Here is a 26,016-nt window from a genome sequence, read left to right on the forward strand (position 1 = left end):
CTCCCTGCAGGAGCACCATGGCCGCGGATGGAATCTATGAGCACCTGCTGTCCACAAGGAGGCGATCGCGTGCGGCGCGGTCCAGCCGTACTGCTGCTCATCGTCCTGCTCCTCGGTGCGGCCTACGGCGCCTGGCGCGCCGCGGTCGAGGGCGCCGCCCTGCTGTCCGGCTTCCGGCCGGCCACCGCCGTCGCCGAGCGGCCGGCTGCCGGCTCTGCCCCGCTGGCCGACCGGGTCGTGCTCTTCATCATTGACGGCCTCCGCATCGAGGATGCGCACCGGCTGCCGGCGGTGGACTGGCTGCGCCGCCGGGGCGCAGGCTACCGGTTGGCGTCCACGGGGTTCGGCGGACGGGCGCCGCTGTTGGCCAGCCTGCTGACCGGCGCGCCGCCGACGCACCACGGCCTGCTGGCCGGCGACGCCGAGGCGTCGCCGGCCACCGACGACCTGCTGCAGGCCGCCGCCCGCGGCCAGGTGCCGGCTGGCAGGGCCCGGGGGCTCGCCGACCCGGAGCTGGCTGAACTGCTGGGTCCCGGGGGACCCCGGCTGGTGATCGTCGAGGCCGGGGAGCTGGCGGGCGGACGGACCGAGGCCGCGCTGGCCGGGCTCGATGCGCGCCTGGTCGCCCTGTTCGACCTGATCGACTGGCGGGACACCGCCGTGGTCCTGCTCGGCACCGCTGACGCCGCCGCCGGCGTGCCCTCGCCGCTTCCGCTCGTGCTGGCCGGCAGCGGCGTGCTCGCCGGGGCGGGAGGCGACGCCAGCCTCTACGACTTCGCCCCGACGGTGGCCGCACTGACCGGCCTGCCGACGCCGGTGGCGGCGCAGGGCAGGCCCATCCTCAGCGCCCTGGCCGTCGAGGGCCGCCCGCTGGACGCGGTGATGCAGGTCCACCTGGAGTCCCGGCGCGCCTGGGCGGCCGCAGCCGCGGCCGCATACGGCGCCCCGGCGGAGGTGCCGCCGGCACCCGCCACCGCCATCGAGGCCGAGGACTACCTGGCGACCCTGGAGCGGCTCGTCTCGGACGCCCGCGAGGCCTGGCTCACGGCGGGCGCCAAGGCGCGGCTGCCCTACCTGGGGCCCGGGCTCCTGATCCTCCTGCTCTACCTGCTGTTGCTCTACCGGAGCCGCCCGGGCGGCGCGGCCTTCCGGGCGCACCTGGTCTACGCCGCCCTCTTCACCCTCCTCTTCCTCGCCCTGGGTGGCGGCCACATCGTCCGGGGATCGCTGGCGGGCCGCTCGTGGGCGGAGTGGGCCTACCTGTTCGGCGCCGCCTCCGCCGTTGCGTCGCTGCTTGCCGCGGTCACGGCCGGCTTCGTCCTGTCGCGGCGGGAGTACCGCCAGTCCCGCTACCTCGCGGCCGGGGGGCTCCACGCGGCCCTGGGCCTCGTCGCCCTGAACGCCCTGCCCGCGGGCGCCCTCGTCCTCCTGACCGGGTGGTCCTTTCCGGTGGCGCTGCCGCCGTTCGGGCTATGGGCCGCGTTCTTCATCGCCGCCCTGCAGGTCGTGGTCATCGGCGGGCTCGGCCCCGTCTGGGCCTGGACTGCGGTCCGGGCCGCCCGGTTCGCCCGCCACCGCTGGCCGCCCAGGGAGGTGGGCGACCCCGAGATCAACGCCGACAAGGTGGTCCGCCTCAGGGCAATCCGCCGGGCGGACCGGCACCGCCGCAAGCCGGCCGATCGCCGCTGACCGGCAGGTCAGCCCACGGCGCCATCGACCGGCGATCCGGCACAGACCTCGTCACCACGCCCCCAACCAGCGCCGGCCCCGGAGACCCGGGGGCCGGCGCTCCGCGTCTCCCGGCCGGCCCGCGGTGCCCTCCGCCCAGACCCGGAACCCGTCCGACCAGAGCGTCACCGTGCCGTGCTGGTCGGTCCGCCACACCTCGGCGCCTGCCGCCCGCAGCCGCTCCAGCACCTCGCCGTGCGGGTGGCCGAAGGGGTTCCCCCGCCCGGCGGAGACCACCGCCACCCGGGGGGAGACGGCGCGCAGGAAGCGCTCGGTCGTCGAGAAGCGGGAGCCGTGGTGGGCGACCTTGAGCACATCGGCCGACAGGTCGTACCCCCGGTCCACCAACCGCGCCTCGGCATCTGCTTCCAGGTCGCAGGCCAGAAGGGCGGCAACACGGCGGTAGACGACCCGGACGGCCACGCAGTTCGCGTTGTCGTCGGACCTGCTGCCCGAGAGGGGCACCTCCGGCGGACCGAGCACCTGCAGCCACACGCCCTCCCCCAGCGGGAGCACGTCGCCCTCGCGCGCCTGACGGACCGGAACGCCCAGCTCCGCCGCGGCCGCCAGCGCCCTGGCGTAGGACGGCTCCGGGGCCGCGGCCGTGCTCACCCGCACCTGGCCCACGGGGACGCGGCGGAGCACGGCCTCCGCCCCGCCCACGTGGTCGACGTCCGGGTGCGTGAGTACGAGATACTCCAGCCGCCGTACCCCGGCCCGCCGCAGGTAAGGCACCACGACCTCGGCGCCCGCGTCGAACCCGCTGCCCGAACGCCCCTCGTACGCCACCCCTGCGTCCACCAGGGCGGCCGTTCCGTCCGGCCCCCGCACCAGAATGGCGTCGCCCTGCCCGACGTCCAGGAAGACCAGCTGGAGCCGGTCCGGGGGACCGGCCAGCGCCAGCCGCCAGGAGAGGCCGGCGCCCAGCGCCGCCAGCAGGGTGAGCGCGCCCGCCGCACAGACACCGGCGGGTGCCGCGCGGAGGCGCCGCCAGAGGGCCTCCAGCCGCCCGGTCAGGGCCCGGCGCAGCGCCGGCGACGCGGCCAGCAGCACCGCGCCGTACCAGAGCAGCACGCCGCCCGGCGGCAGGTGGCCAACGGCGACCTGGGCCAGCGGCAGGCTGCCGAGCGCCTTCACCCCGTAGACGAGCACGGCGAGGGCCCACCGGCCCACCAGCCCCAGCAGCCAGACCGCCGGCGGCAGGACCAGCCCCGCGGTCACGGCAGCCAGGCCGAAGGGGACCAGCAGGCCCACGAAGGGCACCACCAGCAGGTTGGCCAGCGGGGCCACAGGGGATATGACCCCGAAGGCGTGAAGGCTCAGGGGCTCCACCAGGGCCTGCGCAGCGAGGGTGACCGAGAGCCCTTCGGCCAGCAGGCGGGCGGGGCCCTCGGGCAACCCCCGCGCCAGGCGGAGCGCCAGCCAGCGCTGGATCGGCCCCGCGAGCAACAGAATGCCCAGCGTCGCGGCCACCGAGAGCTGGAAGCCCAGGTCGAAGAGGAGCCCGGGCAGCAGCACCAGGAGCAGCGCCGCGGCCGCGCCGAGGGTGTTGAGCGCATCCCGCTCGCGCCCGAGCACGTCGCCGGCCAGGACGAGGATGGCCATCAGGCCGGCGCGCAGCACGGACGGACTGGCGCCGGTGAGGAAGACGAAGAAGAGAACGGCGGGGATGACGAGCGCCGACGCCGCGGCCCGCCCCAGCCCGGCCCGCCGGAGCAGCCAGAGCAGCGGCACGACGAGCAGGGCGACGTTGCCGCCGCTCACCGCCAGCAGGTGGAAGACGCCGGTGGCCCGGAAGGCCGCCGAGACGTCGTCGGGCAGGTCGGACCGGCTGCCGAAGAGGAGGCCGGCCATCAGCGCCGCCTCCCGCTCGGGCAGCGCTTGACGCAGCACGCCCTCCAGGCGCAGCCGGACCGCCACCGCCGCGCGCCGGAAGGGATCCAGCGCCCCGGGGCCGAGGCGCTCAGGCGGGCCGCTCTCCATCACCAGGTAGACGGACTGACGGGCCAGGTAGGCCGCCTCATCGAAGCCGCCGGGGTGCCGCGGCCCCAGCGGCGGCGCGAGGCGGCCCGAGACGGCGATCCGCTCGCCAAAGGCGGGCTGCTGCCCATACCGCTGGGTGATGCGCACCCGCCCCCGGGCGGGGTGCCCGCCCACAGCCTCGGCCGCCACGACGTAGGCCGCGCCGCCGGACGGGCGCAGTTCGGGCTCGCTCACCACCGTGCCCACCAGGCTTACCTGCTGCCCCTCCCACGCGGACAGGTTGCCCCTGCCGGCGGTCTGGACGTACGCGCAACGCAGGGCACCGAACGCGGCAAGGGCAGCCAGCAGCAGTGCCGCGCTGCGGCGCCCGGCCAGCAACCCTCCCACCAGCGGGGCGAGCGCAGCGAGGCAGAGCGCGGGATGCGGGCGGAGCCATCCCGCCGCTGTGATGCCCACCGCGAGAGCCGCCGCGACCCACACCGCGGGACGAGACTGCACGGCCAGCCCCCCTTAACCAGTTTTTGTAAGTCTTCGCCACCTCTTCCAGGTTCCCTTCCGTCGGGCGGCGGTCCTACTCCCGCAGCAGGAGGGGCGGGTCCCGGGATCCCCCTCCGGTTGCGTGCCCGAATGAGGCGTTTGGTCCATGGTCGGGCAGCGGGCGCCACGGTAGAATGAAGCTGAAAGCAGTAGCTCGCCGGTCTTTGTTCGATATTTCACGAACTATGGTGGCGTGCTGCAGCAGCCGCACTGAAGCGCCGCACTCAACCGGTGCACCGGCGAGAGGAGGGGATGACATGCTCTTTCAGGTAACCCCCGAAACCCACGCCCTGATCTGCCTTCTCATCATGGCGGTCGCCTTCATCATCGCGCAGTACATCGGCCTGCCCGATCCGTCTCCCGCGCCGCGGCCGCAGCGTCGGCCGGAGCCGCGGCGGCGGGCGCGCAGCCGGGCCTGCCTCCGGGTCATCCACACGCACTAGCAGACGGTACCCCCGACAGTCAGCCACCCGACATAAATGGGTGGCTATTTATTTTTCGCGTTTGCGGCTCCACATTGAAGGAACATGCCCCCGGGGGTCGAATGAACATGGCTGGCGTGTGGTCTCTGCCCGCAGCCCGCGTGAGCAGAGAGAACACGCCCAAAATCTTGGAGAGAAAGGCGTGAGATCGCCACGAACAACATGGTTGAGTTTCGGGGCGTGTCGAAGACCTTCGATTCGACCGAAGCCCTCAACGACCTTAACCTGACGATTCGTCCGGGCGAGTTCCTTACGCTTCTCGGTCCCAGCGGCTGCGGGAAGACGACGACCCTCAGGCTGCTGGCGGGCTTCGAAGAGCCCACCTCCGGCGAGATCTGGCTGGCGGGCAGACCGGTACAGGGACTCCCGGCTTACAAAAGACCTGTTAACACGGTCTTTCAGCACTACGCGCTCTTTCCGCACATGACCGTGTTCGATAATGTTGCGTTCGGCCTGCGCATGCAGCGCCTTCCCGCGGCCGAGATCCGCCGGCGCGTCGCACAGGCGCTGGAGCTGGTGCGGCTGGGGGACCTCGGCAACCGCCGGCCCCAGGAGCTCTCCGGGGGTCAGCAGCAGCGGGTCGCCCTCGCGCGCGCCCTGGTGATGGAGCCGAAGGTGCTGCTGCTGGACGAGCCGCTCGGGGCCCTGGACCTGCAGCTCCGGCGGGCGATGCAGGTCGAGCTGCGCCAGCTCCAGCGCCGCCTCGGGGCCACCTTCCTCTACGTGACCCACGACCAGGAGGAGGCGCTGGCCATGTCCGACCGCATCGCCGTGATGCGGGGCGGCCGGGTGGAGCAGGTGGGGACGCCGGAGGAGGTCTACCTCCGCCCGGCCACCAGGTTCGTCGCCCAGTTCCTGGGCGAGGCCAACCTGCTGGAGGGCGAGGGTGCCGCCTCCGGCCGGCTTCGCTGGGGCGACTACCACCTGGCCGTGGACCGTCACCTGCAGCCCGGGCGCACGACCGTGGCGCTCCGACCTGAGCAGGTGCGGGTGCGCTGGCCGGGGTCGGCAGCCCCGGTCGGCCCTGCGGAGAACCGGCTGCACGGCATCGTGGCGGAGCGGCTCTTCGTCGGCACGGGAACGCGGCTCGTGGTGGAGGTGGCAGGACGGCGGCTCGCGGCGCTGCTGCCGGCGGGACCTGGTCCCGACCTCGGCGATCAGGTCGAACTCTGCTTCAGCGCCGAGCACTGCGTGGTGGTGGCGCCATGACCAGGCGGGGCGGATGGGCCGCGCTGGCCCCGACGGTGCTCTGGCTGACGGCCCTCGTGGCCGCGCCGCTGGCGCTCATGCTGATCTACAGCCTCGCCGCACGGATCGCGCCCGATTCCCCGTGGCCCCAGGGTATCACGCTTCAGCACTACGCACGCCTGGTCGACCCGCTCTACCTGCGTATCTTCATCCGCTCCATCCTCCAGGCGGCCCTGGCCACGTTCTTCTCGCTCCTGCTTGGGTACCCGCTGGCCTACTACATCGCCCGGAGCCCGCTGCAGAAGCGGGGCAGGCTGCTGCTCCTGGTCGTGATCCCCTTCTGGACGAACTTCCTGGTGCGCACCTACGCGCTCATGGTGCTGATGCGGGCGCAGGGCGTCATCAACTCCATCCTCACCGCCACCGGGCTCATCCGTGAACCCCTCTCCCTCCTCTACAACGAGGCGGCGGTGCAGGTGGGCCTGGTCTACACCCTGCTGCCCCTCCTCATCCTGCCGCTCTACGCCAACCTGGAGAAGCTGGACGAGCGGCTGCTCTCCGCAGCCCAGGACCTCGGGGCGAGCCCGTTCGCCGCGTTCTGGCACGTCACCTGGCCGCTGTCGCGCCCCGGCGTCCTCGTGGGCTGCATGATGGTCTTCATCTCCGCCTTCGGCATGTACCTCGTCCCCGACCTGATGGGCGGCGCCCGATCGGTCATGGTGGGCAACCTCATCCAGAACCAGTTCCTGCAGGCCCGTAACTGGCCCTTCGGCGCGGCGGTCGCCCTGGCCCTCACCGGGGTCGTCCTGGTGGTCGCGCTGCTGGTGCAGCGGGCCGGGCGGCTGGACGGCGGGGAGGTGAAGCGGTGAAGGGGAAGCGCGACTGGCTGAAGCTCCACGCATGGCTGGTCTACGGGTTTCTCTACCTGCCGATCTTCATCCTCATCGTCCTCTCCTTTAACAGCTCCCGCACGAGCGCCGTCTGGAAGGGCTTCACGCTGGACTGGTACGTGCGGCTCTTCCACAACCGCCTCCTCTGGGAGGCGGTGCAGAACAGCCTGATCATCGCCACCGCCACGGCGCTCATCTCCACCGCGCTGGGCACGGCCGCCGCCCTCTCCCTGCACCGGCGGCAGATCCGCGGCCGGCTCTGGGTGGAGGGGCTTCTCTACCTCCCCCTGGTACTCCCCGACATCGTGCTGGGCGTGGGGGCGCTCGTGCTCTTCACCGCCCTGGGCATCGGGCTCGGGCTGGGCACGATGCTGGCCGCCCATGTGGGCACGTCGATCTCCTACGTCGTTCTGGTGCTGCGGGCCCGGCTGGCCGACATGGACCAGCGCCTGGAGGAGGCCGCCTGCGACCTGGGCGCCACGCCGTGGCAGACGCTCTGGCACGTCACGCTGCCCCTGCTGGCGCCGGGCATCCTGGCCTCCGTGCTGCTCTCGTTCACGCTGTCTCTGGACGACTTCATCCTCTCCTTCTTCACCGCAGGCCCCGGGTCGACCACCCTGCCTCTGCGCGTGTACGGGATGATGAAGACCGGCCTGACACCCGAGGTCAACGCCCTGTCCACCGTGCTTGTGCTGGTGACGGGCATCGCGACCACCCTGTACCTGCGGCTGACACAGAACCGGATCTAACGTCAAAGTGGGAGGATGAGTGGAATGCGCAAGCGTGTGGGGCTTGCGGTCGCCGCTCTGATGCTGGTGACCGCAGCGCTGTCGGGGTGCTCCTCCGGAGGAGGCACCAGCATGGCCTCGGACCTGCCGAAGCCGGAGCGGGATCCGAGCGTGGACATGAGCCGGCTTTCGTCCGAGTTGAACGTCTTCACCTGGACCGAGTACCTGCCCCAGTCGGTGATCAGCGAGTTCGAGGATCTCTACGGCGTGCGGGTCAACTACGATGCGTACTCCAGCAACGAGGAGATGCACGCCAAGCTGAAGGCCGGAGCCTCGGGCTACGACATCATCATCCCCGAGATCTACATGGTGAAGGTCCTGCGGCGCGAGGGGCTGCTCGAGGAGATCGACCACGCCAACGTGCCGAACCTCAAGAACATCGATCCGCGCTTCCGGGGGCTCGAGCACGATCCGAACAACGACTACTCGGTGCCCTATGTGTGGGGGACGACGGGTATCGTCGTCAACAAGGAGCGCATCAGCCCCGACCAGATCCAGTCGTGGGATGACCTGTGGAACCCGGACTTCGCCGGCAAGCTGGTCGTGCCCGACGACGCCCGGGAGATGGTGGGCATCGCCCTCCGCACGATGGGCCACGGGCTGAACACCACCGACCCGGCGGCCCTCGAGGCGGCCAAGGAGAAGCTGAAGGCGCTGAAGCCCAACGTACGGGCCTTCAACAGCGACAGCCCCAAGGACCTTCTGCTGGGCGGCGAGGTCTGGGGCGGCGTGGTCTGGAGCGGCGAGGCGGCCCTGGTGATGCGGGAGAAAGAGGACTTCCAGTGGATCATCCCGCCCGAGGGTGTGACCATCTGGATCGACCACGTGGCGATCCCCAAGGACGCGCCGCACAAGTACACCGCCGAGGTCTTCATCAACTTCCTGCTCGACCCGCTGGTCAGCGCCCGCATCTCCGCGGAGTACCCCTACGGCAACCCCAACAAGGCGGCCATGCCGTACATCCCCGCGGAGGACCTCGCCAACACGGCCATCAACCCGCCGGCCGAGTGGCTGAAGAAGGCCGAGTCGCTGGACGACCTGGGCGACGAGATGAACCAGCTGTACGACCAGATCTGGACTGAAGTCAAGGGATAGCGCCCGACGGGGAGCGGATAGCCGCTCCCCGTCCTGCATTGCTGCCCCCAGGGGCCGTTTCCGGCCCTGCGACGAACGCCCAGGGCCGAAGGATGCGTCCTTCAAGTGGCAGGATCACGCCGGACGTGGTCCGAATGTAATTTAGATTGTTCAGTACTAGCGAGGAGGTCACGAAATGTCAACCCAGACACCGGCTGCGCCGGACGCCGTCCTGAAGCCCCGGGACCTGGGCCAGATCCTGGACCAGAACTTCAAGGTCTTCGGCCGGTCGTGGCGCTCGCTGCTGCCGGTGGGACTGATCGCCGCCATCCCGGGACTGCTGATGTCGATCCTCATGCTCTGGCTCTCCCCCGACCTCGCGGCGGGCTCCTTCGACAACCCCCTGATCCGCATGCTGGCTGCGGCCGAATGGGGGGACTACTCCGGCCTGATCGCGCTGGGCTGGGGGGTGGCGGTCTTCGTCATCGTGCTGCTGCTCCTCTTCCCGCTCTACCAGGGCGCGCTGATCGACGTGTCGGCGCGTGCCGTGCTCCACATGGAGCCGGTCCCCCTGAGCGAGTCGTTCCGGGTCGGGGCGGTCCGGTACTGGCCCATGCTGGGCGCCTACGTGCTCCTGGCCCTGCTCTGGATCGGCGCGATCCCCGCGCTGATCCTGGCCGGCCTGGTGGTGCTCTCCTGGATCACGCTGCCGCTGGGCCTGGTGGCGCTGGCGACGTTTACCGTCTTCACCGGTCACGCGGTGATCATCGAACAGCTGGGCCCTGCGGGCGCCCTCAAGCGGTCGTTCTCGCTGGTCAAGACGCGCTTCTGGCCGCTGCTCGGCACCGGCATCGTCTACTACCTGCTGAGCACGGTCGTTTCGTATATCGTGGCCTTTCCCTTCAGCTTCGTCGCGGGCATCGCGGCGGCGGCCACCGAGTCTTTCGTTCCCTTCGCGCTGACCAGCCTGATGGAGGGACTGGTAGGCGCCATCATCACCCCCTTCATGGCGGTCGGCCTCACGCTGGTCTACTTCGACACCCGGATCCGGACAGAGGGTTACGACCTGGAGGTCATGGCCGCGCAGCAGGCGGTGGCGGCCGATCCCGCCGAGTTCCGGCCATGAGGCGCGCCCTCGCCCTCCTCCTGCTCCTCCTCTCGCTCCCGGCAGCGCCGATCGCGGCGGCGGCAGTCCCGGCCACGGCATACCTGGAGCAGCTGCAGGCCGCCGAGGGGCTGCTCGGCGAGGCCGAGGCGTCGCTGGCCCGGGGGGACGAGGCCGCTGCCCGGATGGCGGTGCGCTCCGCCGGCCAACGGCTGACGGGCATCGATCAGGTGGTCAGCCCGGCCGGGGAGGTCCGGGCTGACCTCTCCGACCTGCAGGAGGCGCTGCGGGAGGCCGCGGCCGATCCCACGGCGCTGGGTAGCGCCAGGGAGGTGCTGGAGGCGCACCTGCGCGCGGCCGAGGAGCTCGTTGCAGCAGACGCAGTGGAGGCGCCGGGCGCCCGCGCCAGCCTGGACCGCGCCCTCGCCCAGGTCGCAAGCCAGTCGCTGCTGCAGCGGGCGCGCAACTGGTTCCTCAGACTGTTCCTGCGCGGGATCGACCGGGCCGAGCCCGCGTCCTTCCCGGTCTGGGCCTACTGGGTCGGCGGGGCAGTCGGCGCCCTCGCGCTCACCTGGGCGGGCATCGGCCTCTACCGTGCGCTCACCGGCCACGGCGCGGGCCGCGAGGGGGTGTGGGTCGGTGGGAGAGGGACCGCTTCCGCACGGCCGCCGCAGCCCGCCGAGCTGCTGCAGCAGGCGCAGGCCGCAGCCGGGCGGGGCGAGTACCTGGAGGGGATCCGGCTCGCCCACCTCGCCCTGCTGCTCCACCTCGACCACCTGGACCTCATCAGCTACCGGCCGGCCCAGACCAACCGGGAGCACGAACTGCAGCTCCGGAGCCGCGGACCCTCCCTGCTGCCGGCGCTGCGGCGCCTGCACGACCTGGTGGAGGAGTGCCTCTACGCCGGACACCCGGCGCGTGCTGCCGAGTACGGGCAGGCCGAGTCCCTGGTGATGCAGCTATGGCGAGAGGGGGATGCCGCATCAAGAAGCCAGGACGCGACGCCTGGCCGGTCATCGCCGGCCTCATCGCACTGATCTTCGTGGGCACGCTGCTGGGCGGCGGCAGCCAGGCCCGCTCGGCCATGGCTCCCGCCGGCTCCACCTACTCGCGGAGCCCTGACGGGCTTTCCGCCATCTACGCCGTCTTCGCCGACCAGCGCGCAGCCCTGCGCTGGAAACTGCCGCTGGACCGGTTGGACGACGACGTGGACCGGCTGGTGATCTGGAACGTGGAAGGCCTGAGGCCCGAAGAGGTGGAGGCGCTGGAGCGGTGGGTGGCGCGGGGACACGCTGCCCTGGTGGGGGGAGATCTGACCAACCCGCCGGCACCCTGGCCGGGCACGATCGACCCCGGAGTCCCCGGCAGCGCCCGGCCCGCAGCCGCCCACCCCGCCACCGCCGGCATCCGGGAGGTCTCGGTGGGGGGCGCCCACTTCCGGGGCGGGTCCGCGGATCAGCTGGTCCACCTGAAGGATGCGGGCGGGCGGCCGGTGCTGGTCTCCTGGCGGGTCGGGGAGGGCCGCCTCTTCTGGTCGGCCGACACCGCCTGGCTGAGCAACGCCCGCATCGGCGAGGCCCAGAACCTGGAGCTGGCGCTGCAGACCCTGATGCCCCGGGGCGGTGGCCAGGTGGCGTTCGACGAGTACCACCACGGCTACACCTCACCCACCCACTGGTGGCAGCTTCTGCGGGAGTCGCTGAGGGCCTTCGCACTGCTTATGGCCGCAGCCCTGACGCTCTTCTTCTGGTCCTTCGGCGTCCGCTTCGGCTCGCCGCTGCCCGCGCCCGTCCGGCCGCCCCGGGCGGCGGTGGAGTACGTACACTCCATGAGCCAGCTCTACCGGCGGGCAGGCGCCGGGGAGGTGGTGCTGCGGGCCCTCTACCGCTCGCTCCGGGCCCACCTCGGCCGGCTGACGGGCGGCGTGGCGGACCTCTCCCACGCCGAGATCGCGCGCCGGGCGGCCCCCCGCTGCGGGGCCGCCGAGGCGGAGATCGAGCGGCTGCTGAACCGGACGGCGGATTCGAACCTGAAACCCTCCGAGGCCGAGCTGATCGCCCTGGCCCGGGACGTGGAGAACCTGCAAAGGAGAATCGACCATGCCGGACACCGCGACCGTTGAGACCCTGCGGCGCATTGAGACCGAGCTGCGCAAGGTGATCGTCGGCCAGGAGCAGGTGATCGAGCAGATCCTGGTGGCCCTGCTCGCAGGGGGGCACGTGCTGATCGAGGGCGTCCCGGGCCTGGCCAAGACCCTGATGGTGCGCAGCCTCGCCCAGGTGCTGGGTATCGGCTTCAGGCGCATCCAGTTCACGCCCGACCTCATGCCCGCCGACGTGATCGGCACCACCGTCTTCAACCCGAAGGACCTGACCTTCGAGGTGAAGCGGGGCCCCGTCTTCACCAACCTGCTGCTGGCCGACGAGATCAACCGCACGCCGCCCAAGACGCAGTCCGCCCTGCTGGAGGCGATGGAGGAGCAGCAGGTGACCCTGGACGGGCAGCCCCACCCCCTGCCCCGGCCGTTCATGGTCATCGCCACGCAGAACCCCATCGAGTACGAGGGCACCTACCCGCTGCCCGAGGCGCAGCTGGACCGCTTCCTGATGAAGGTTCGCATCGACTACCCCGCTCAGGACGAGGAGCGGGCCATTCTGGAGAACCACTACCGGGGCTTCCGGGCGCAGGAGCTGGAGCAGGCGGGCATCGCGCAGGTGCTGGACGCAGAGGGGCTCCTCAACCTGCGCACCGCGCACCGCCGGGTCACGGTGGAGGCCGGCGTGCTGGACTACATCAACGCCGTCGTGCGGGCGACCCGCGAGTGGTCAAGCCTGTCGGTGGGCGCCAGCCCCCGGGGCGCGGTGGCCCTGCTCGTCAGCTCTCAGTCGCTGGCCCTGCTGCGGGGGCGTGACTACGTGGTGCCCGACGACGTGAAGGAGATGGCGCGGCCCGTCCTGCGCCACCGGGTCATCCTCCGGCCCGAGGCCGAGGTCGAGGGGGTGCAGGCCGACCAGGTGCTGGAGCAGATCCTCCAGTCCCTGCCGGTCCCGCGCTGATGGCAGCCCGGCGGGTCATACGCCGGTTCAGCCCGACGCCCCTCCTGCCCCTCCTCCTCGCCCTGACGGCGCTCCCCTCCCTGTTCCCGGGGATGCTCTGGCTCAGCCTGGTGCTGGCCGGCCTGCTGGCGGCGGCGGCGCTGGCCGACCTGGCCGCCTCGCGCCACCAGATCGAGGCGGAGCGCCGGGTCGACGGGCCGCTCTCGCTGGGGGAGGCGGGCGCCATTGGCCTGGCCTTCCGCTGCCTGGGCGCGCCGGTGCAGCTGGAGGTGCGGGACGACCTGCCCATTCGCCTGGAGCCGGCGGCGAAGTGGCCGACCGTCAAGCTGCAGCCCGGGGCCTGGACCGAGGCGACCTACCGGGTGAGGCCGCGGCGGCGCGGCCGGTACGCCATCGGTCCGCTGCACGGGCGCTACCGCTCCCCGCTGGGCCTTTGGCGTCAGACCATCACCTGGCCGCTGACGGACGAGGCGCGGGTCTACCCCAACCTGCGGGCCGTCAGGCAGTTCGAGGTCTCCATGCGCAAAGGAAGGCAGCTGGAGGGGCTGAAACGGGCCCGGCTTCGGGGGACGGGCACCGAGTTTGAGTCGCTCAGGGAATACCAGGAGGGGGACGAGTTCCGGGCGATCAACTGGCCGGCCTCCGCCCGGCGCGGCGGCCTGGTGACCAACCTCTACCAGGCCGACCGCTCGCAGCCCATCATGCTGCTCATCGACGCGGGCCGGCTGATGATCCCGCAGATCAAGGGCCTCTCCCGGCTGGACCACGCCCTGAACGCGGCGCTCCTGCTGGCGACGGTGGCCGCGGAGCGCGGCGACCAGGTGGGCCTGATGCTGTTTGGCGGCAAGGTGAAGACCTTCGTGCCGCCCCGCAAGGGCAGGGGCCACGTGATGGCCATGCTGGAGGCCATTTACGACGTTGCACCGGAGCAGGTGGAGCCCGACTACGGCCGGATGTTCGGCTGGTTCCGGGCCAGGCACCGCAGGCGGTCACTGGTGGTGCTCTTCACCGACCTGATGGACCCGGAGATCAACCAGGGGCTCATCGCCCACCTCTCGGCCATGGCCTCCCGCCACCTGGTCCTGGTGGTCACGCTGACCGACCCGGCGGTGCTCTCCCTCAGCCGCTGCCTGCCCGCCGATTCCCGTCAGGCATACGAGAAAGCCACCGCGCTGGAGGTGCTGGCACAACGGGCCGAGACCCGGGCCAGGCTGCAGCGCAGTGGCGTGATGGTGATCGACGTGCCGCCGGAGTCCTTCTCGACGGCGGTGGTCAACCGGTACCTGCAGATCAAGGAGCAGGGTCGCCTGTAAGGCCGGCGGCCTCCTGCGCGCGGCCCTCGCCCGGCTGCTCTGGGCGCCGCCCGGGCAGCAGCCAGTAGGCGATGCCCAGGGCGAAGGTCACCGCGGCCACGCCGTACTTGCCCCATTCCGGGAGGCTCGCCATGGGGGTGATGAAGCCCTCGACGGCCGCGGCCACCAGGAAGAAGGGCAGCGAGCTCAGCACCAGGATGGCTGCCCGCCGGGCGCCGGCCGCGAAGGCGGCCCCCCGGGTGAGGTCGCCGGGGGCGACGAGGGGCCAGCCCAGGCAGAACCCCGCCGCACCGGTGAGGAAGATCGCCATCAGCTCCAGGGCGCCGTGGGGCAGGATCAGCGCCCAGAAGGAGAAGGAGAGCCCGGCCTGGTGGAAGTGCGCGGCCAGAGCGCCGACGATCAGCCCGTTATAGGCGAGCACCAGTGCGGTGCCGACGCCGAGGGTGACGCCCAGGCCGAACGCCAGCAGGCCCACTCGTACGTTGTTGACCAGGATGTACGACCCGATCAGGGCGCGGGCCTCCACCGGCCAGATCTCGCCGCCGCGCGGCGCGGCCTCGTAGAAGCGCAGTTCCGGCGGCACCAGGGCGTCGGCCAGATTGGGGTCGTAGAGAATCGCGAGAAAGCCCACCAGCCCGCCCAGCGCCATGAGCCCCGCGGCGAGGAGCAGCGGCCGCCAGGCGCCGCGCACGGTGGCGGGGACGGTGTGGGCGAACAGCCGCCACAGGGAGCGCAGCCGCTGCGGCTCCTCCGCGTAGATGATGCTGTGCGCCTGCGTGACCAGCTGGTTCAGGTGGGCCTCGACCTGGCTGCCCGGAAAGTACGTGCGGGCGTAGGCGAGGTCGGACGCGGCGTGCCGGTACAGCCGGCCCAGCCGCTCCACCTGCTCCAGCGGAAGCCGCCTTGCACCCTGCTTCTGTACGGCGGCCAGAATCCCGGCCAGCTCCTTCCAGGCGTCCTGCCTGCGGGCCACAAACTGGTCCTGGTTCACTGAGAGACAGCCCTCCCGAGGTGATCACATGGATCCGATCCGCATCGACACGCCAGAGAGCGTCGACCTGTCCCTGGAGCCGGCGGGCCTCGGCAGCCGCTTTCTGGCGGCCCTGATCGACGCCCTGGTCCAGTACGGCGTGATCTTCGCGCTGATGTTGGTGACGCTGCCGTCGTTCTCCATCGCGGCCATCTTCGAAGAGGCGACCGCCTTTGCGACGATCAACTTTGTACTGGCTATTCTGCTCGTGGCCGTCGCACTCCTGTTCTTTCTGTACAAGCTGCTCCTTGAGGCCCTGTGGAACGGCCAGACGCTCGGCAAACGCGCCGTGGGCATCCGCGTGGTTCAGGCCAACGGCATGCCGGTCACCTTCCTGCAGGTGGTCATCCGCAACCTGCTGCGGATCATCGACTACCTGCCCGGCTACTACCTGATCGGTTCGATCTGCGTGCTCGCCACCCGCCGGCGGCAGCGCCTGGGCGACCTGGCCGCGGGCACGGTGGTGGTGCGCGACCGCCCGGCGGAGCTCCCCGTGGTGCCTGACAGGCTCTCCCACACGCCGGTGACGGACCTGACCCGGCTGCGGGAGCACGTGCTGCGGCTCAGGGAGGAGGATCTGCTGCCCGCCAGGGGCTACTGGCAGCGCCGGCTGCAGCTGGACGGCCCTTCCCGGGCCCGGGTGGCGGCCAAGGTCGCGGAGGGGCTGGCGGCCCGGATGAGCTGGACGGACCCGCTGCCGCCGTACCCGGACGATTTCATCGAGGAGGTCCTCTACGTGCGGGCGCACTGACCGTCGTCGCCTGTTTCCTGGAGGGCGCTGTTGACAGGTCCTCTGCGTGCGGGCAACGAAGGTTGTCGCCGGGTTGCCCGATGACGCAGCTCGCAGGTCCTCAACGCGTGCACATTGACCTGCCGCGACAGGCTCAGGGAGAGGTATACTAAACTTTGAGGTGAAGTCAGTTGAAGCTTGGCTGCCATATCAGCATCAGCAAGGGGTTCCCCCAGGCGGTGGAGAACGCCCACAAGCTGGGCTGCGAGTCGTTCCAGTTCTTTACGAAGAACCCGCGGGCGTTCCAGGGCAAGGCCGCCGATCCCGAGGCCGCGGCCCGAGGCCGCGCCCTGATGGCGGAGTACGGGCTGGTAGCGGTAGCCCACGCGCCTTACATCACCAACCTCTCCACGCCGGACCCGGAGCTGCAGGCGATCTCGATTGCCTCGCTGAAGCAGGACCTGGAGAACGCCGAGGCCTTCGGCGCCGTCGGCTGCGTCTGCCACATGGGCAAGCACGTGGGCGAGGGCGAGGCGTACGGCATGTCCCGCATGGTGGAGACGATCAACCGCCTGCTGGAGGCGTACACCGGCCCCTGCCTGCTCCTCCTGGAGAACACGGCGGGGCAGGGATCCGAGCTGGGCACCCACCTGGAGCAGCTCATGGAGGTGCGCAGCCGGGTGGAGCAGCCGGAGCGCATCGCCTTCTGCTTCGACACCTGCCACGCCTTTGCGGCGGGCGTCTACCTGCCAGAGGAGTGGGAGGCGTTCGTGGCGCACGCCCGGGAGATCGGCTACTGGGAGTTGCTCAAGGCGGTGCACCTGAACGATTCCAAGTTCGAGCACGGCAGCCGCAAGGACCGGCACGCCAACCTGGGCAAGGGCTTCATCGGCGAGGCCGGCATCGCGGCGCTCCTGCGCTCCGGGGCGTTCGACGGGCTGCCGGTGGTACTGGAGACGCCGGTCAAGGACGAGGCCGAGTACGGCCCGGAGATTGCGTACGCCCGGTCGCTGCTGCAGCGGGACGCATGATGCTGCCGGGAGCCCCGTTATGCCTCCCGGCCGGCGGCCCTCCTGCCGGCACGCAGGTGACCGCTGTCGCAGGAGTATGACAACCCCCACGGGGCATCCGCCCCGCGGGGGTTGTCTCGTTCTGCGCGGGAGCCATCCTGGGTGGCATCTGCCACCAAGTGGGGTTTCTCCGGTAGGATTTCTACACTTTAAAGTCTAATAGTAGAGGCTACAACGTCCCCTGGAGGTGTCCCGCAATGTCCGCTCCGCAAGTGCTGCCCAGCCTCCCGCCGGAGACGTTCCCCGCGGGCAGCAGGGCCGCGCTGCCGATCGTCCTCGGCTACCTGCCCATCGGTTTCGCCTTCGGCGTGCTGGCAAAAACCGCCGGCTTCTCAGTCGCCGAGGTGGGGCTGATGTCGCTGCTCGTCTACGCCGGGTCCTCCCAGTTCATCGGCGCCGAGATGTTCGCCGCCGGTGCGGCCTTCCCAGCCATCGTCTCCACGACCTTCCTGGTCAACCTGCGGCACCTCCTGCTCAGCACCGCGCTGCTGCCCTCGTTCCGGCAGAACCGCCCGGCGGTCAACGCCCTCCTCTCCTACGGCATCACCGACGAGACCTTCGCCGTGAACGCCTCCCTGCTGCGGGGCCGGCCCATCGGGCCCGCCTTCGTCGCCGGGCTGCACGTGACGTCCCAGGCCAGCTGGATCGCCGCCTCGATGGCGGGTGCGCTGGCCGGCGGGATCGCGACCAACCAGGAGGCCCTGGGGCTCGACTTCGCGCTCTCGGCCATGTTCATCGGCCTGCTGGTGCCCCACCTGCGGGGCGAGGGCGCCGGCAGCCGCCAGATCGCGGCCCTGGTGGCGGCGGTCATCGCGGTGGCGATGGGTCTCCTGGGCGAGCCCAGCTGGGGCGTGATCGTCGCGACGGTCGTCGCCGCCACGGTGGGGGTGATGATCCGGTGATGACGGTGCGCACCGAGGTGCTGCTGCTGTTTATGGGTATGGCCCTGGTCACCTACCTGCCCCGCATGCTGCCCATCGTGGTCCTGAGCCGGTTCAAGATGCCGCCTCTCCTGCTCCGGTGGCTGGAGTTCATCCCGGCGGCGGTTCTCTCGGCCCTGCTGGCGCAGGGCCTGCTGCTGGACGGCCAGCGACTGGCGCCGCCGCCCGCCAACCCCGCCCTGCTGGCTGCGCTGCCTGCGTTTGCGGTGGCGATCTGGACGCGGAGCCTCATGGGGACAGTGGTCGTCGGAATCGCCGCCATGGCGCTGCTGCGGTATCTGGCGTGAGCAGTGCGTCGGCGGCTGTGGGAAGTGTAAAGCCGGTGCCGGCTGGCCGCTGACGTGGTCGCAGACTTCCCGCCTCACACCGCCCCGGGCTCAGTTGGTCAGGTACGGCCGCAGCTTCTCCAGCGTCTTCTGGCCGATGCCCGACACGTTGATCAGGTCGTCCACCCGCCGGAAGGGCCCGTGCTCGGTGCGATAGGCGATGATCGCCCGCGCCGTCGCCGGACCGATGCCGGGCACGCTCTCCAGCTCGGCCTGGGAGGCGGTGTTGATGTTGACCAGCGCCTGGCCGCCCGCACCGCTCCCCTCGAGCGTCGTCGCCACGGGCTGGTAGGTGGCCCCCTGCGCCCGAGGCGGCGGCGGGGCGGCGGGCTCCAGGTCGGCCTGCCGGTAGACGTAGATCTTGGCCCCGTCCACCAGCGGTGCGGCGAGGTTGAGCACGCCGGGCACCGCGTCGGGCAGGGGGCCGCCGGCCGCGACGATCGCATCGTGCACCCGGGAACCCTCGGGCAGCGTGTAGACGCCGGGCGCGTTGACCCCGCCCTCCACGTGGACGACCACTTGGCGCGCCGGCGGCCCAACGGGCGGCGCCTCCGCTCCACCCGGTGCGGACGCGCCGTCGGGAGCTGCAAGCGCCCCGCTCTCCAGCTCCGCGAGGAAGGCCGCGGCCTTCAGGGCGCGCTGATCCGCCTGGTACAAGGTGTATCCCCGCCAGGCGAGCCCGGCGACGCAGAGCGCGAGGAGCGCGGCGATCGCCATCCGCATCGCCGGTGTGAACTGGATGATCGAACCCATCCCCTTCACCCCCGGTCAGGCACTTCGCCGGACACCCATAATTTTCCTGCCAATGGCTTACAGGCCCCTGCCGGTCGCGCTGACCGGCGGGGGTCTGTTGAAGCGCTACGCTAATGCACCTCGCGGTCCTCGGGCAGCATCTCGTCTTCCGTGACGAGCAGGGCCTCCACCTTCGCCGCGCCGCGGATGTCGTGCATCGCCGTCTTGATGCGGCTCCGGTCCTCCCGGGTGCGCACGATGCCCTTCACGTGGAGCACGCCGTCGGCGCAGTAGACCTGGAACCTGCCCGGGTCGTAGCCCATCCGCTCCAGGAGGCGGAGGGCAGCCCGGGAGACGTCCGCGTCGTCCTCCTCCTTGCCGACGCCCACCTTCACCCGCTCCGACCGGACCTCCCGCACCCCGGGGACCGACTCTGCCAGCCGGGCGGCCTTCTCCACGTCGCCGTAGCTGTCCGCCTCGCCCATCAGGGTGACGACGCCCTTCTCCACCCGGGCCCCGATGCGGCGGTACTCGGGCACCTCGGCCAGCCTGGCCGTGACGGCACCCTCCAGGTCCCGGTCGTCCCGGTCGCCGAGGGTCTCCTCGTGGGCGACGGTGATGTCGTTCGCGACCCGTCGGACGCCGGGGATCTTCCGCACGATCTCCTCCGCGGCGGTCTTATGCGAGAGGGCGTCGACCACGCCCGTGAGCCGCACCTCGCCGTCCGCGGCCGACACCTTGACGTCGATGCCCGCCGAGTCGGTCTGGGCCAGAAGGGCGTCCTTGATCTCCTTCACCAGGTACTCATCGTGGTTGAACGTGCGCTCAGGCATTCGCATTCTCCTCCCCAGGGACGCTCCTCCGCTAGTCTGCCCGCCTGCCGTCGGCCCTATGGGCTCAGTCGCCGGAGAGGCCCGCCTGCTGCGGCAGGTTTGGCCGCCGCGTCACCACGAACCAGCCGAAGGCGAGGCAGCCCACGGCGAAGATCGTGTCGCCGACGACCCGCAGCCAGCGCAGCCGGTTCATCAGGTCGGACTGCATGAACTCGGCCGAGCGGGCGTACCACATGCCGTGCTCCACGCTGGCCCAGGTCTGCAGGAGCCCCAGCGGCAAGAGGCTCAGGAGCACCATCAGGGCGAGGCCGACGTTGATCCACCAGAAGGCGAAGCTGAGGAGACGGTCGTTCCAGCGCTGCCCCAACGTCATCCCCCGCAGGCAGAAGAGCGTGAGCGCCATGCCCAGCAGACCGTAAACGCCGAACAGCGCCGTGTGGCCGTGCACGGGGGTGGTGTTCAGTCCCTGCATGTAGTAGAGGGCGATGGGCGGGTTGATGAAGAAGCCGAAGAGCCCCGCACCCACCAGGTTCCAGAAGGCGACGGCCACGAAGAAGTAGATCGGCCAGCGGTACTCCCGCACCCAGGGCTTCGACCGGCTCAGGGTGAGGTTCTCGTAGCCCTCGAACCCGATCAGCACCAGGGGCACCACCTCCAGGGCGCTGAAGACCGCCCCCAGGGCCATCACGGCCATCGACGTGCCGGTGAAGTAGAGGTGGTGGAACGTGCCGATGATACCCCCGGAGAGGAAGATGATCGTCGAGAAGAGCACCGTCGCGGTGGCGGTGGTCGTGCGGAGGAGCCCGAGGCGGGTGAACAGGAAGGCGATGACAACGGTCGCGAAGACCTCGAAGAAGCCTTCCACCCACAGGTGCACGACCCACCAGCGCCAGTACTCGATCATGGCGTAGTTGGTCTGCCGCCCGTACATCAGCCCGGCCCCGTAGAAGAGCGCAATGGCAAAGGAGGACAGGACGAACAGGAAGAGCAGGTTCCGCTGCTCGCCCGGCTTCCGCAGGGCAGGCAGCAGCGCCCGCAGCATCAGGGCGAGCCAGAGGAAGAGGCCGACGAAGAGAAACCACTGCCAGAACCGGCCAAGGTCCACGTACTCGAGCCCCTGGTGGCCGAACCAAAAGTTGGCCTCCAGGGAGAGGCCCTGCTGGACCGCGACCGCCTGCCCGGCCAGGGACCCGCCGACGATGATGACGAGGCAGACCAGCAGGAAGAGCACGCCGGCCCGCTGCAGCGGCGGCTCGTACCCTGAGACTGCCGGGGCGATGAAGAGTCCGGTCGCCAGCCACGAGGTCGCGATCCAGAAGATGCCCAGCTGCGTGTGCCACGTGCGGGCCAGCGAGTAGGGGATCCACCGGTCCAGGGGGATGCCGTAGAAGCCAGAGCCCTCCACGCCGTAGTGGGCGGTGATGACGCCCATCAGGATCTGGACCATCACCAGGGCCGCGACGATCCAGAAGTACGGCAGGGTGACCTTCATGGACGGGGTGACCTTCAGCCCGGAAAGCAGCGGATCGCTCGCCGGCGGCTCGTAGAGCTCACCCTCCGACCGGTGGCGCTCCGCGGCGTAGTACCAGACCAGGGCGCCCACCCCGGCCAGCAGCAGCACGAAGCTGACCACCGACCAGACCACGGCCTCGCCGGTGGGCCGGTTGCCCACCAGCTGCTCCGGCGGCCAGTTGTTGGTGTAGGTGACGTCCGACCCGGGCCGGTTGGTGGAGGCCGCCCACGACGACCAGAAGAAGAAGGCGCTCATCTGCGCCCGCCGGGCCGGGTCGGGCACCGTGTTGGCCCTGATGGCGTAGGCCTCCCGCAGGTCGGCAAGGGAGGGGTCGGCGCCGAAGAGGCTGTCGTAGTGGGCCGCCACCGCCCGGATGGCCTCCGCCCTGAGCGGCGAGACCACCAGGTCGCCGGTGGCGGGGTCGTAGGAGTTGGTGCGCAGCTCCTGCATCAGCCGGGCGCGCAAGGCGGCCTGCGCCTCGGGGTCGAGGTCCTCGTAGGCGGTGCCATACGCCTCATCGGCCCAGGCGTCCAGGATCCAGACCGCCTCGCGGTGCAGCCAGTCGGCCGTCCAGTCAGGCGCGACATAGGCGCCGTGGCCCCAGACGCTGCCGACCTCCTGGCCGCCCATCGACTGCCACACGTTCTGGCCGTCCCGGATGTCGTCGCCCGTGAAGAGCACGGCGCCATCGGTGGTCACCACCCGCTCGGGGATCGGTGGGGCCTTCCAGTAGGTGTCCCAGCCGTAGTAGCCAAGCACGGCAAACGAGGCGGCGATGACCAGCGCCAGCGCCAACCAGAGCCGAGTGTAGCGCACAGAGATGCCCTCCCATGCCAGATGCCGGAGTCGGTGTCCGGCCCTAGCATGCCCTGCGTGCATCCGGCCCGATTCGCCGGCCCCGTCACCCGCGCCGCCGGAAAGGATGGTTCAACCTGAAGCCGCCGTTGACGGGCGCAGCCGCTGCCCCTAGGATAAGAACTGTCACACTTCTGGCGACAAGGAGGCGTTGCGAGGTGCTGTACTTCAACCTCCCCCGGTTCTTCGACAAACGCTCACAATGAACTGAGCTGCGCGCGCGATCCCCTCCATACGCACGGGCCAGGTTCGTTTGTGAGCAGGTAGGATGCTATCCACCCGATCACAACCAACCGAAAGGGGCCTGTTTTTTATGTCTCTGAAAGGGGCGCTCCGCTTCCTCTGGACCTACCTGAAGCCCATGGGCGCCCGCCTCATCCTCCTCGTCTCGCTGATGATCGCGGCCACCGGCCTCCGACTCCTCTTCCCCCAGCTGCTCCGGTCGCTGGTCGACCGGACCCTGGCGGGGGCGCCGCTCCCCGCCCTCCTCCTCCCCGCCGGGCTCTTCCTGGCCGGGGCGCTGCTCATCCAGGCGCTCAGGATCACCGCCACCATGCTTTCGGAGCGCATCGCCTGGGGCGCCACCAACGCCCTCCGCCTGGACCTGGCCCGGCACGTGCTGGGCCTGGACATCGCCTTCCACAAGGAGCACACGCCGGGCGAGCTCATCGAGCGGATCGACGGCGACGTGACCACCCTGGCCGGCTTCTTCTCCCAGTTCGTCGCCCAGGTGGGCACCTCGCTGCTCCTCATCCTCGGCGTGCTCCTGTTCCTCTTCACCGAGGGCTGGCTGCCCGGCCTCGTGGGCCTGGGCTCCTTCGCCCTGAACGCGACGGCCGTGCTCAGCGTCTCCTCGATCACGGTCAAGGCCTGGTCTGGAATCCGGGCCTCCGCCACAGAGATGATGTCCTTCGTGGAGGAGCGGATCGCCGGGCGCGAGGAGGTGAAGGCGCTGGGCGCCGACGGCTACGTCGTGCGCGGGCTCGTCGCGATGTCAGCCAAGCACTGGCGGCTCCGCCGGCGCGCCCGCTTCCTGGAGTCGACAGCCTCCGGCGTCACCATCGGCGCGTGGGCGCTCAGCCTGTTCGCCATGTTGCTGCTCGCATTCTACCTCTACCGCGCCGGGTCCGTCACCCTGGGCACCGCCATGATGCTCTTCTTCTACGTCGACCTGCTCAACGAGCCCATCGCCACCATCCGGGAGCAGATGGACGAGATGCAGCGGGCCCGGGCGGCCCTGGGACGCCTCGTGCGGCTGAAGGCGGTTGAGCCCGCCATCACCGACGGCGCCGGGGCAGCCCTGCCCGACGGCCCCCTCTCCGTCACCCTGGACCGGGTCTCCTTCCAGTACGAGGAGGGGCGCCCGGTGCTGAGGGGCCTCTCCTTCCACCTGGAGCCCGGGCGGACGCTGGGCATCCTTGGGCGCACGGGCAGCGGCAAGTCGAGCCTGATCCGGCTGCTCTGCCGCTTCTACGACCCGCAGGAGGGCTGCGTCCGGCTCGGGGGCGTCGACATCCGGCAGGTGCCGCTGGACGCCTTGCGCAGCCGCATCGGCCTCATCACCCAGGAGGTGGGCCTCTTCGGCGGCACCCTGCGGGAGAACCTCGCGCTCTTCAACCCGGCCATCACCGACGAGCGCATCTGGGCGGCGGTGGCGGACCTCGGCCTGACCGAGTGGTTCGGGCGCTTCGAGGAGGGGCTCGACAGCCGCATCGGCCCGGCGGGCGGCGGCCTCTCGGCGGGCGAGGCGCAGCTGCTCGCGCTGGTGCGCCTCTCGCTCCGCGACCCGGGGCTGATCATCCTGGACGAGTTCACCGCCCGCATCGACCCCGTCACGGAAGCCCTGCTGCAGACGGCGGTGGACCGGCTGCTGGCCGGCCGAACTGCCATCATCATCGCCCACCGGCTCACGACGGTGGAGCGGGCCGACTACATTCTCGTGCTGGAGCAGGGCTCGGTCGTGGAGTGGGGCCCCCGGAGCCTGCTCGCCCGGGATCCGCACTCCCACTACAGCCAGCTGCGCTTTGTCGGCCGGGAGGAGGTGCTGGCCTGATGAGCGGATTCACCTTTGTGCGGCGGCTCTACGGCATGATGCTGCCGGCCGCCCTGCTGACGGCTTTCGGCTTCGGACTGGGGTCAGCGCTTGCCGCCCTGGCGGCGGTGATGACCTCCCGCTTCTTCGACGCCCTGCCCGGAACGACCCGCGAGCCGGTGCTCTACGCCGTCGCCTTCCTGGTGGCCGGCGTGGGTGAACAGCTCACCGCCTTCATCTGGCAGGTGGGCGTCACGCTCATGGACCGGTTCACCACCACCCTGCTCCGGGTCAACATGCTTCTGGGCATCTACCGGCGGCCGGGGGCCCTTCCCCTCCCCGTCACCCCGGGTGAAGCGATCACCCGGTTCCGCGACGACGTGCAGGAGTCCAGCTTCCAGATGAACCGGTTCCCCTTCGCCCTGGTGCACGTGGGCGCCGCGCTGGGCATCTTCGCCTACCTGTTCACCATCCAGCCGCTGCTGGCCGCCCTGGGCGCCGCCGGGATCGCCGGCATCTTCCTGGCCATGCGGCGGATCCACCAGAACATCGTCATCTACCGCGACCAAGTGATGGATCGGACCGAGGCCGTGACGGGCTACCTCGGCGAGATCCTGAGCGCCGTTGCGGTGCTGCAGGTGGCCGGCGCCGTGCCCGACGCCCTGCGCCGGTTCCAGGCAGTAAACCGCGACCGGGAGGACGCGAGCCTGAAGGAGCGGCTCCAGTGGGGCCTGCTCTTTGCCCTGTCGGAGAACGGCTTCTACGTTGGCCTCGGCCTGGTGATCCTCGCCGCCGCGCCCCTGCTGGCCACCGGGCAGTTCAGCCCGGGCCAGTTCGCCCTCTTCCAGTTGCTCCTCCAGCAGGTGGGCTGGCGGATGTGGGGCCTGTCGGAGTCGGTGGCCCAGCTCCAGGCGATGGGGGTCTACCAGGCCCGTATGGCCGAGCTGGCCGGCGGCGACGAGGAGCTGCTGACCCGGAGGAGGCTGGAGTTCACGGAGGAGCTGCGGCCCGACCCTGCCCCCGTGCTGCGCCCGGAGGACCGGCTGGAGCGGCTCACCGTGACCGGCCTGACCTATCGCCACCCGGAGACTGGGCGGGGAGTCGAGGACGTCTCCTTCACCATCCCCCGGGGCTCCTTCACGGTGATCACCGGCAAGATCGGCGCGGGGAAGACGACGCTGGTGCGTACGCTGCTGGGCCTGCTGCCGGCCGAGGCCGGCGAGGTGCGCTGGAACGGGAGGCCCGTCACGGATCCGATGGCCTTCTTCACCCCGCCTCGCATCGCCTATACGCCGCAGGTGCCCCGGATCTTCTCGGGCACGCTCCGGGCGAACATCCTGATGGGCCTGGAGGAGTCGGCCATCGACCTGAACGAGGCGGTGGAGGCGGCCGTGCTGGAGCCGGACCTGGCGCAGTTCCCCCAGGGGCTGGAGACCGAGGTGGGCTCCCGGGGCCTGAAGCTCTCCGGCGGCCAGGTGCAGCGCACCGCCGCGGCCCGGATGTTCGCCCGGCGGCCCGAACTGCTGGTGCTGGACGACATCTCCTCCGCCCTGGACAACGAGACGGAGGCGCTGCTCTGGCGCAGGCTCTTCGCGCAGGAGGGCGCAACGGTGCTCTGCGTCTCCAACCGGCGGGCGGCGCTGGAGCAGGCCGACCAGATCCTCCTGCTGGAGGAGGGCCGGCTGGTCGCCGCCGGCCCGCTGGCCGAACTGCTGCGCACCTCGCCGGCGATGCGGGAGCTGTGGGCGGCCGTGGCGCCCGAGTCCGCCGCGGTCGAGATGGTGGTGTAGCAGACGGGCTCTGAGGATGC

Annotated in this window: 22 protein-coding genes; 17 read left to right on the forward strand and 5 right to left on the reverse strand. The window is 70.8% G+C overall.

The features are described from left to right. The first annotated feature begins 69 nt into the window (after positions 1-69). Positions 70-1,689: a hypothetical protein gene (locus J2Z79_RS03830; protein ID WP_209465536.1), complete on the forward strand. Its 1,620-nt coding sequence runs from the start codon at positions 70-72 to the stop codon at positions 1,687-1,689. A 51-nt stretch (positions 1,690-1,740) separates the two neighbouring features. Here the strand turns inward: J2Z79_RS03830 and J2Z79_RS03835 are convergent, their stop codons facing one another. Then, positions 1,741-4,209: a DNA internalization-related competence protein ComEC/Rec2 gene (locus tag J2Z79_RS03835; RefSeq protein ID WP_209465537.1), complete on the reverse strand. Its 2,469-nt coding sequence runs from the start codon at positions 4,207-4,209 to the stop codon at positions 1,741-1,743. A 296-nt stretch (positions 4,210-4,505) separates the two neighbouring features. Here J2Z79_RS03835 and J2Z79_RS03840 point away from each other — a divergent pair, with 296 nt between their 5' ends. The 10 genes from J2Z79_RS03840 to J2Z79_RS03885 all read left to right on the forward strand — a co-directional run bounded on the left by J2Z79_RS03840 (position 4,506) and on the right by J2Z79_RS03885 (position 14,144). Continuing rightward, on the forward strand, positions 4,506-4,691 hold the full coding sequence (locus J2Z79_RS03840; RefSeq protein WP_209465538.1) for a hypothetical protein: 186 nt from the start codon (positions 4,506-4,508) through the stop codon (positions 4,689-4,691). Positions 4,692-4,910: 219 nt separating this feature from the next. Then, on the forward strand, positions 4,911-5,939 hold the full coding sequence (locus J2Z79_RS03845; RefSeq protein ID WP_374711479.1) for an ABC transporter ATP-binding protein: 1,029 nt from the start codon (positions 4,911-4,913) through the stop codon (positions 5,937-5,939). Beyond that, positions 5,936-6,787 carry an ABC transporter permease gene (locus J2Z79_RS03850; RefSeq protein ID WP_245302053.1) on the forward strand — a complete coding sequence of 284 codons (852 nt, stop codon included), beginning with the start codon at positions 5,936-5,938 and terminating at the stop codon, positions 6,785-6,787. Before J2Z79_RS03845 ends, J2Z79_RS03850 begins: the two co-directional genes overlap by 4 nt. Next, a complete protein-coding gene (locus J2Z79_RS03855; protein ID WP_209465540.1) occupies positions 6,784-7,557 on the forward strand; it encodes an ABC transporter permease in 774 nt (257 codons plus the stop codon). The genes J2Z79_RS03850 and J2Z79_RS03855 overlap by 4 nt, the downstream gene beginning before the upstream one ends. Positions 7,558-7,581: 24 nt before the next feature. After that, on the forward strand, positions 7,582-8,691 hold the full coding sequence (locus J2Z79_RS03860; RefSeq protein WP_209465541.1) for a polyamine ABC transporter substrate-binding protein: 1,110 nt from the start codon (positions 7,582-7,584) through the stop codon (positions 8,689-8,691). Positions 8,692-8,866: 175 nt separating this feature from the next. Next, positions 8,867-9,796, forward strand: a complete 930-nt coding sequence (locus tag J2Z79_RS03865; RefSeq protein WP_209465542.1) for a DUF7847 domain-containing protein — start codon at positions 8,867-8,869, stop codon at positions 9,794-9,796. Next, on the forward strand, positions 9,793-10,812 hold the full coding sequence (locus J2Z79_RS03870) for a DUF4129 domain-containing protein (RefSeq protein WP_209465543.1): 1,020 nt from the start codon (positions 9,793-9,795) through the stop codon (positions 10,810-10,812). The genes J2Z79_RS03865 and J2Z79_RS03870 overlap by 4 nt, the downstream gene beginning before the upstream one ends. Then, complete coding sequence (locus tag J2Z79_RS03875) at positions 10,737-11,897, forward strand: DUF4350 domain-containing protein (RefSeq protein ID WP_209465544.1); 1,161 nt, start codon at positions 10,737-10,739, stop codon at positions 11,895-11,897. The genes J2Z79_RS03870 and J2Z79_RS03875 overlap by 76 nt, the downstream gene beginning before the upstream one ends. Next, positions 11,875-12,831: an AAA family ATPase gene (locus tag J2Z79_RS03880; protein WP_209465545.1), complete on the forward strand. Its 957-nt coding sequence runs from the start codon at positions 11,875-11,877 to the stop codon at positions 12,829-12,831. Before J2Z79_RS03875 ends, J2Z79_RS03880 begins: the two co-directional genes overlap by 23 nt. Continuing rightward, positions 12,831-14,144 carry a DUF58 domain-containing protein gene (locus tag J2Z79_RS03885; RefSeq protein ID WP_209465546.1) on the forward strand — a complete coding sequence of 438 codons (1,314 nt, stop codon included), beginning with the start codon at positions 12,831-12,833 and terminating at the stop codon, positions 14,142-14,144. The genes J2Z79_RS03880 and J2Z79_RS03885 overlap by 1 nt, the downstream gene beginning before the upstream one ends. Here the strand turns inward: J2Z79_RS03885 and J2Z79_RS03890 are convergent. After that, positions 14,122-15,135, reverse strand: coding sequence for a stage II sporulation protein M (locus tag J2Z79_RS03890; protein ID WP_209465547.1), 1,014 nt, complete (start codon positions 15,133-15,135; stop codon positions 14,122-14,124). The genes J2Z79_RS03885 and J2Z79_RS03890 overlap by 23 nt on opposite strands. A gap of 28 nt (positions 15,136-15,163) precedes the next feature. On the opposite strand from J2Z79_RS03890, the gene J2Z79_RS03895 reads away from it, so the two are divergent. The 4 genes from J2Z79_RS03895 to J2Z79_RS03910 all read left to right on the forward strand — a co-directional run bounded on the left by J2Z79_RS03895 (position 15,164) and on the right by J2Z79_RS03910 (position 18,202). Then, the gene (locus J2Z79_RS03895; RefSeq protein WP_209465548.1) at positions 15,164-15,925 is read left to right on the forward strand and encodes an RDD family protein; all 762 of its coding nucleotides are present in this window, start codon (positions 15,164-15,166) and stop codon (positions 15,923-15,925) included. Positions 15,926-16,095: 170 nt separating this feature from the next. Continuing rightward, a complete protein-coding gene (locus J2Z79_RS03900) occupies positions 16,096-16,935 on the forward strand; it encodes a deoxyribonuclease IV (protein WP_209465549.1) in 840 nt (279 codons plus the stop codon). 236 nt (positions 16,936-17,171) lie between these two features. Further along, the gene (locus J2Z79_RS03905; RefSeq protein WP_209465550.1) at positions 17,172-17,876 is read left to right on the forward strand and encodes an AzlC family ABC transporter permease; all 705 of its coding nucleotides are present in this window, start codon (positions 17,172-17,174) and stop codon (positions 17,874-17,876) included. Beyond that, positions 17,876-18,202, forward strand: coding sequence for an AzlD domain-containing protein (locus tag J2Z79_RS03910; protein ID WP_209465586.1), 327 nt, complete (start codon positions 17,876-17,878; stop codon positions 18,200-18,202). The genes J2Z79_RS03905 and J2Z79_RS03910 overlap by 1 nt, the downstream gene beginning before the upstream one ends. Before the next feature lie 90 nt (positions 18,203-18,292). Here the strand turns inward: J2Z79_RS03910 and J2Z79_RS03915 are convergent, their stop codons facing one another. From J2Z79_RS03915 to J2Z79_RS19090, 3 genes are all read right to left on the reverse strand, one after another. Beyond that, on the reverse strand, positions 18,293-18,994 hold the full coding sequence (locus tag J2Z79_RS03915; protein WP_209465551.1) for a helix-hairpin-helix domain-containing protein: 702 nt from the start codon (positions 18,992-18,994) through the stop codon (positions 18,293-18,295). Positions 18,995-19,104: 110 nt separating this feature from the next. Beyond that, a complete protein-coding gene (locus tag J2Z79_RS03920; protein WP_209465552.1) occupies positions 19,105-19,806 on the reverse strand; it encodes a BON domain-containing protein in 702 nt (233 codons plus the stop codon). A 64-nt stretch (positions 19,807-19,870) separates the two neighbouring features. Further along, positions 19,871-22,135 carry a nitric-oxide reductase large subunit gene (locus tag J2Z79_RS19090; protein ID WP_209465553.1) on the reverse strand — a complete coding sequence of 755 codons (2,265 nt, stop codon included), beginning with the start codon at positions 22,133-22,135 and terminating at the stop codon, positions 19,871-19,873. A 352-nt stretch (positions 22,136-22,487) separates the two neighbouring features. On the opposite strand from J2Z79_RS19090, the gene J2Z79_RS03930 reads away from it, so the two are divergent. Both J2Z79_RS03930 and J2Z79_RS03935 read left to right on the forward strand, forming a co-directional pair. Continuing rightward, positions 22,488-24,227 (forward strand): ABC transporter ATP-binding protein, encoded by a 1,740-nt coding sequence (locus J2Z79_RS03930; RefSeq protein WP_209465554.1) that lies wholly within the window; start codon positions 22,488-22,490, stop codon positions 24,225-24,227. Next, on the forward strand, positions 24,227-25,996 hold the full coding sequence (locus J2Z79_RS03935; RefSeq protein WP_209465555.1) for an ABC transporter ATP-binding protein: 1,770 nt from the start codon (positions 24,227-24,229) through the stop codon (positions 25,994-25,996). The genes J2Z79_RS03930 and J2Z79_RS03935 overlap by 1 nt, the downstream gene beginning before the upstream one ends. Positions 25,997-26,016: the final 20 nt, after the last annotated feature.

This window comes from Symbiobacterium terraclitae (genome assembly GCF_017874315.1).
Taxonomy (GTDB): domain Bacteria; phylum Bacillota; class Sulfobacillia; order Symbiobacteriales; family Symbiobacteriaceae; genus Symbiobacterium; species Symbiobacterium terraclitae.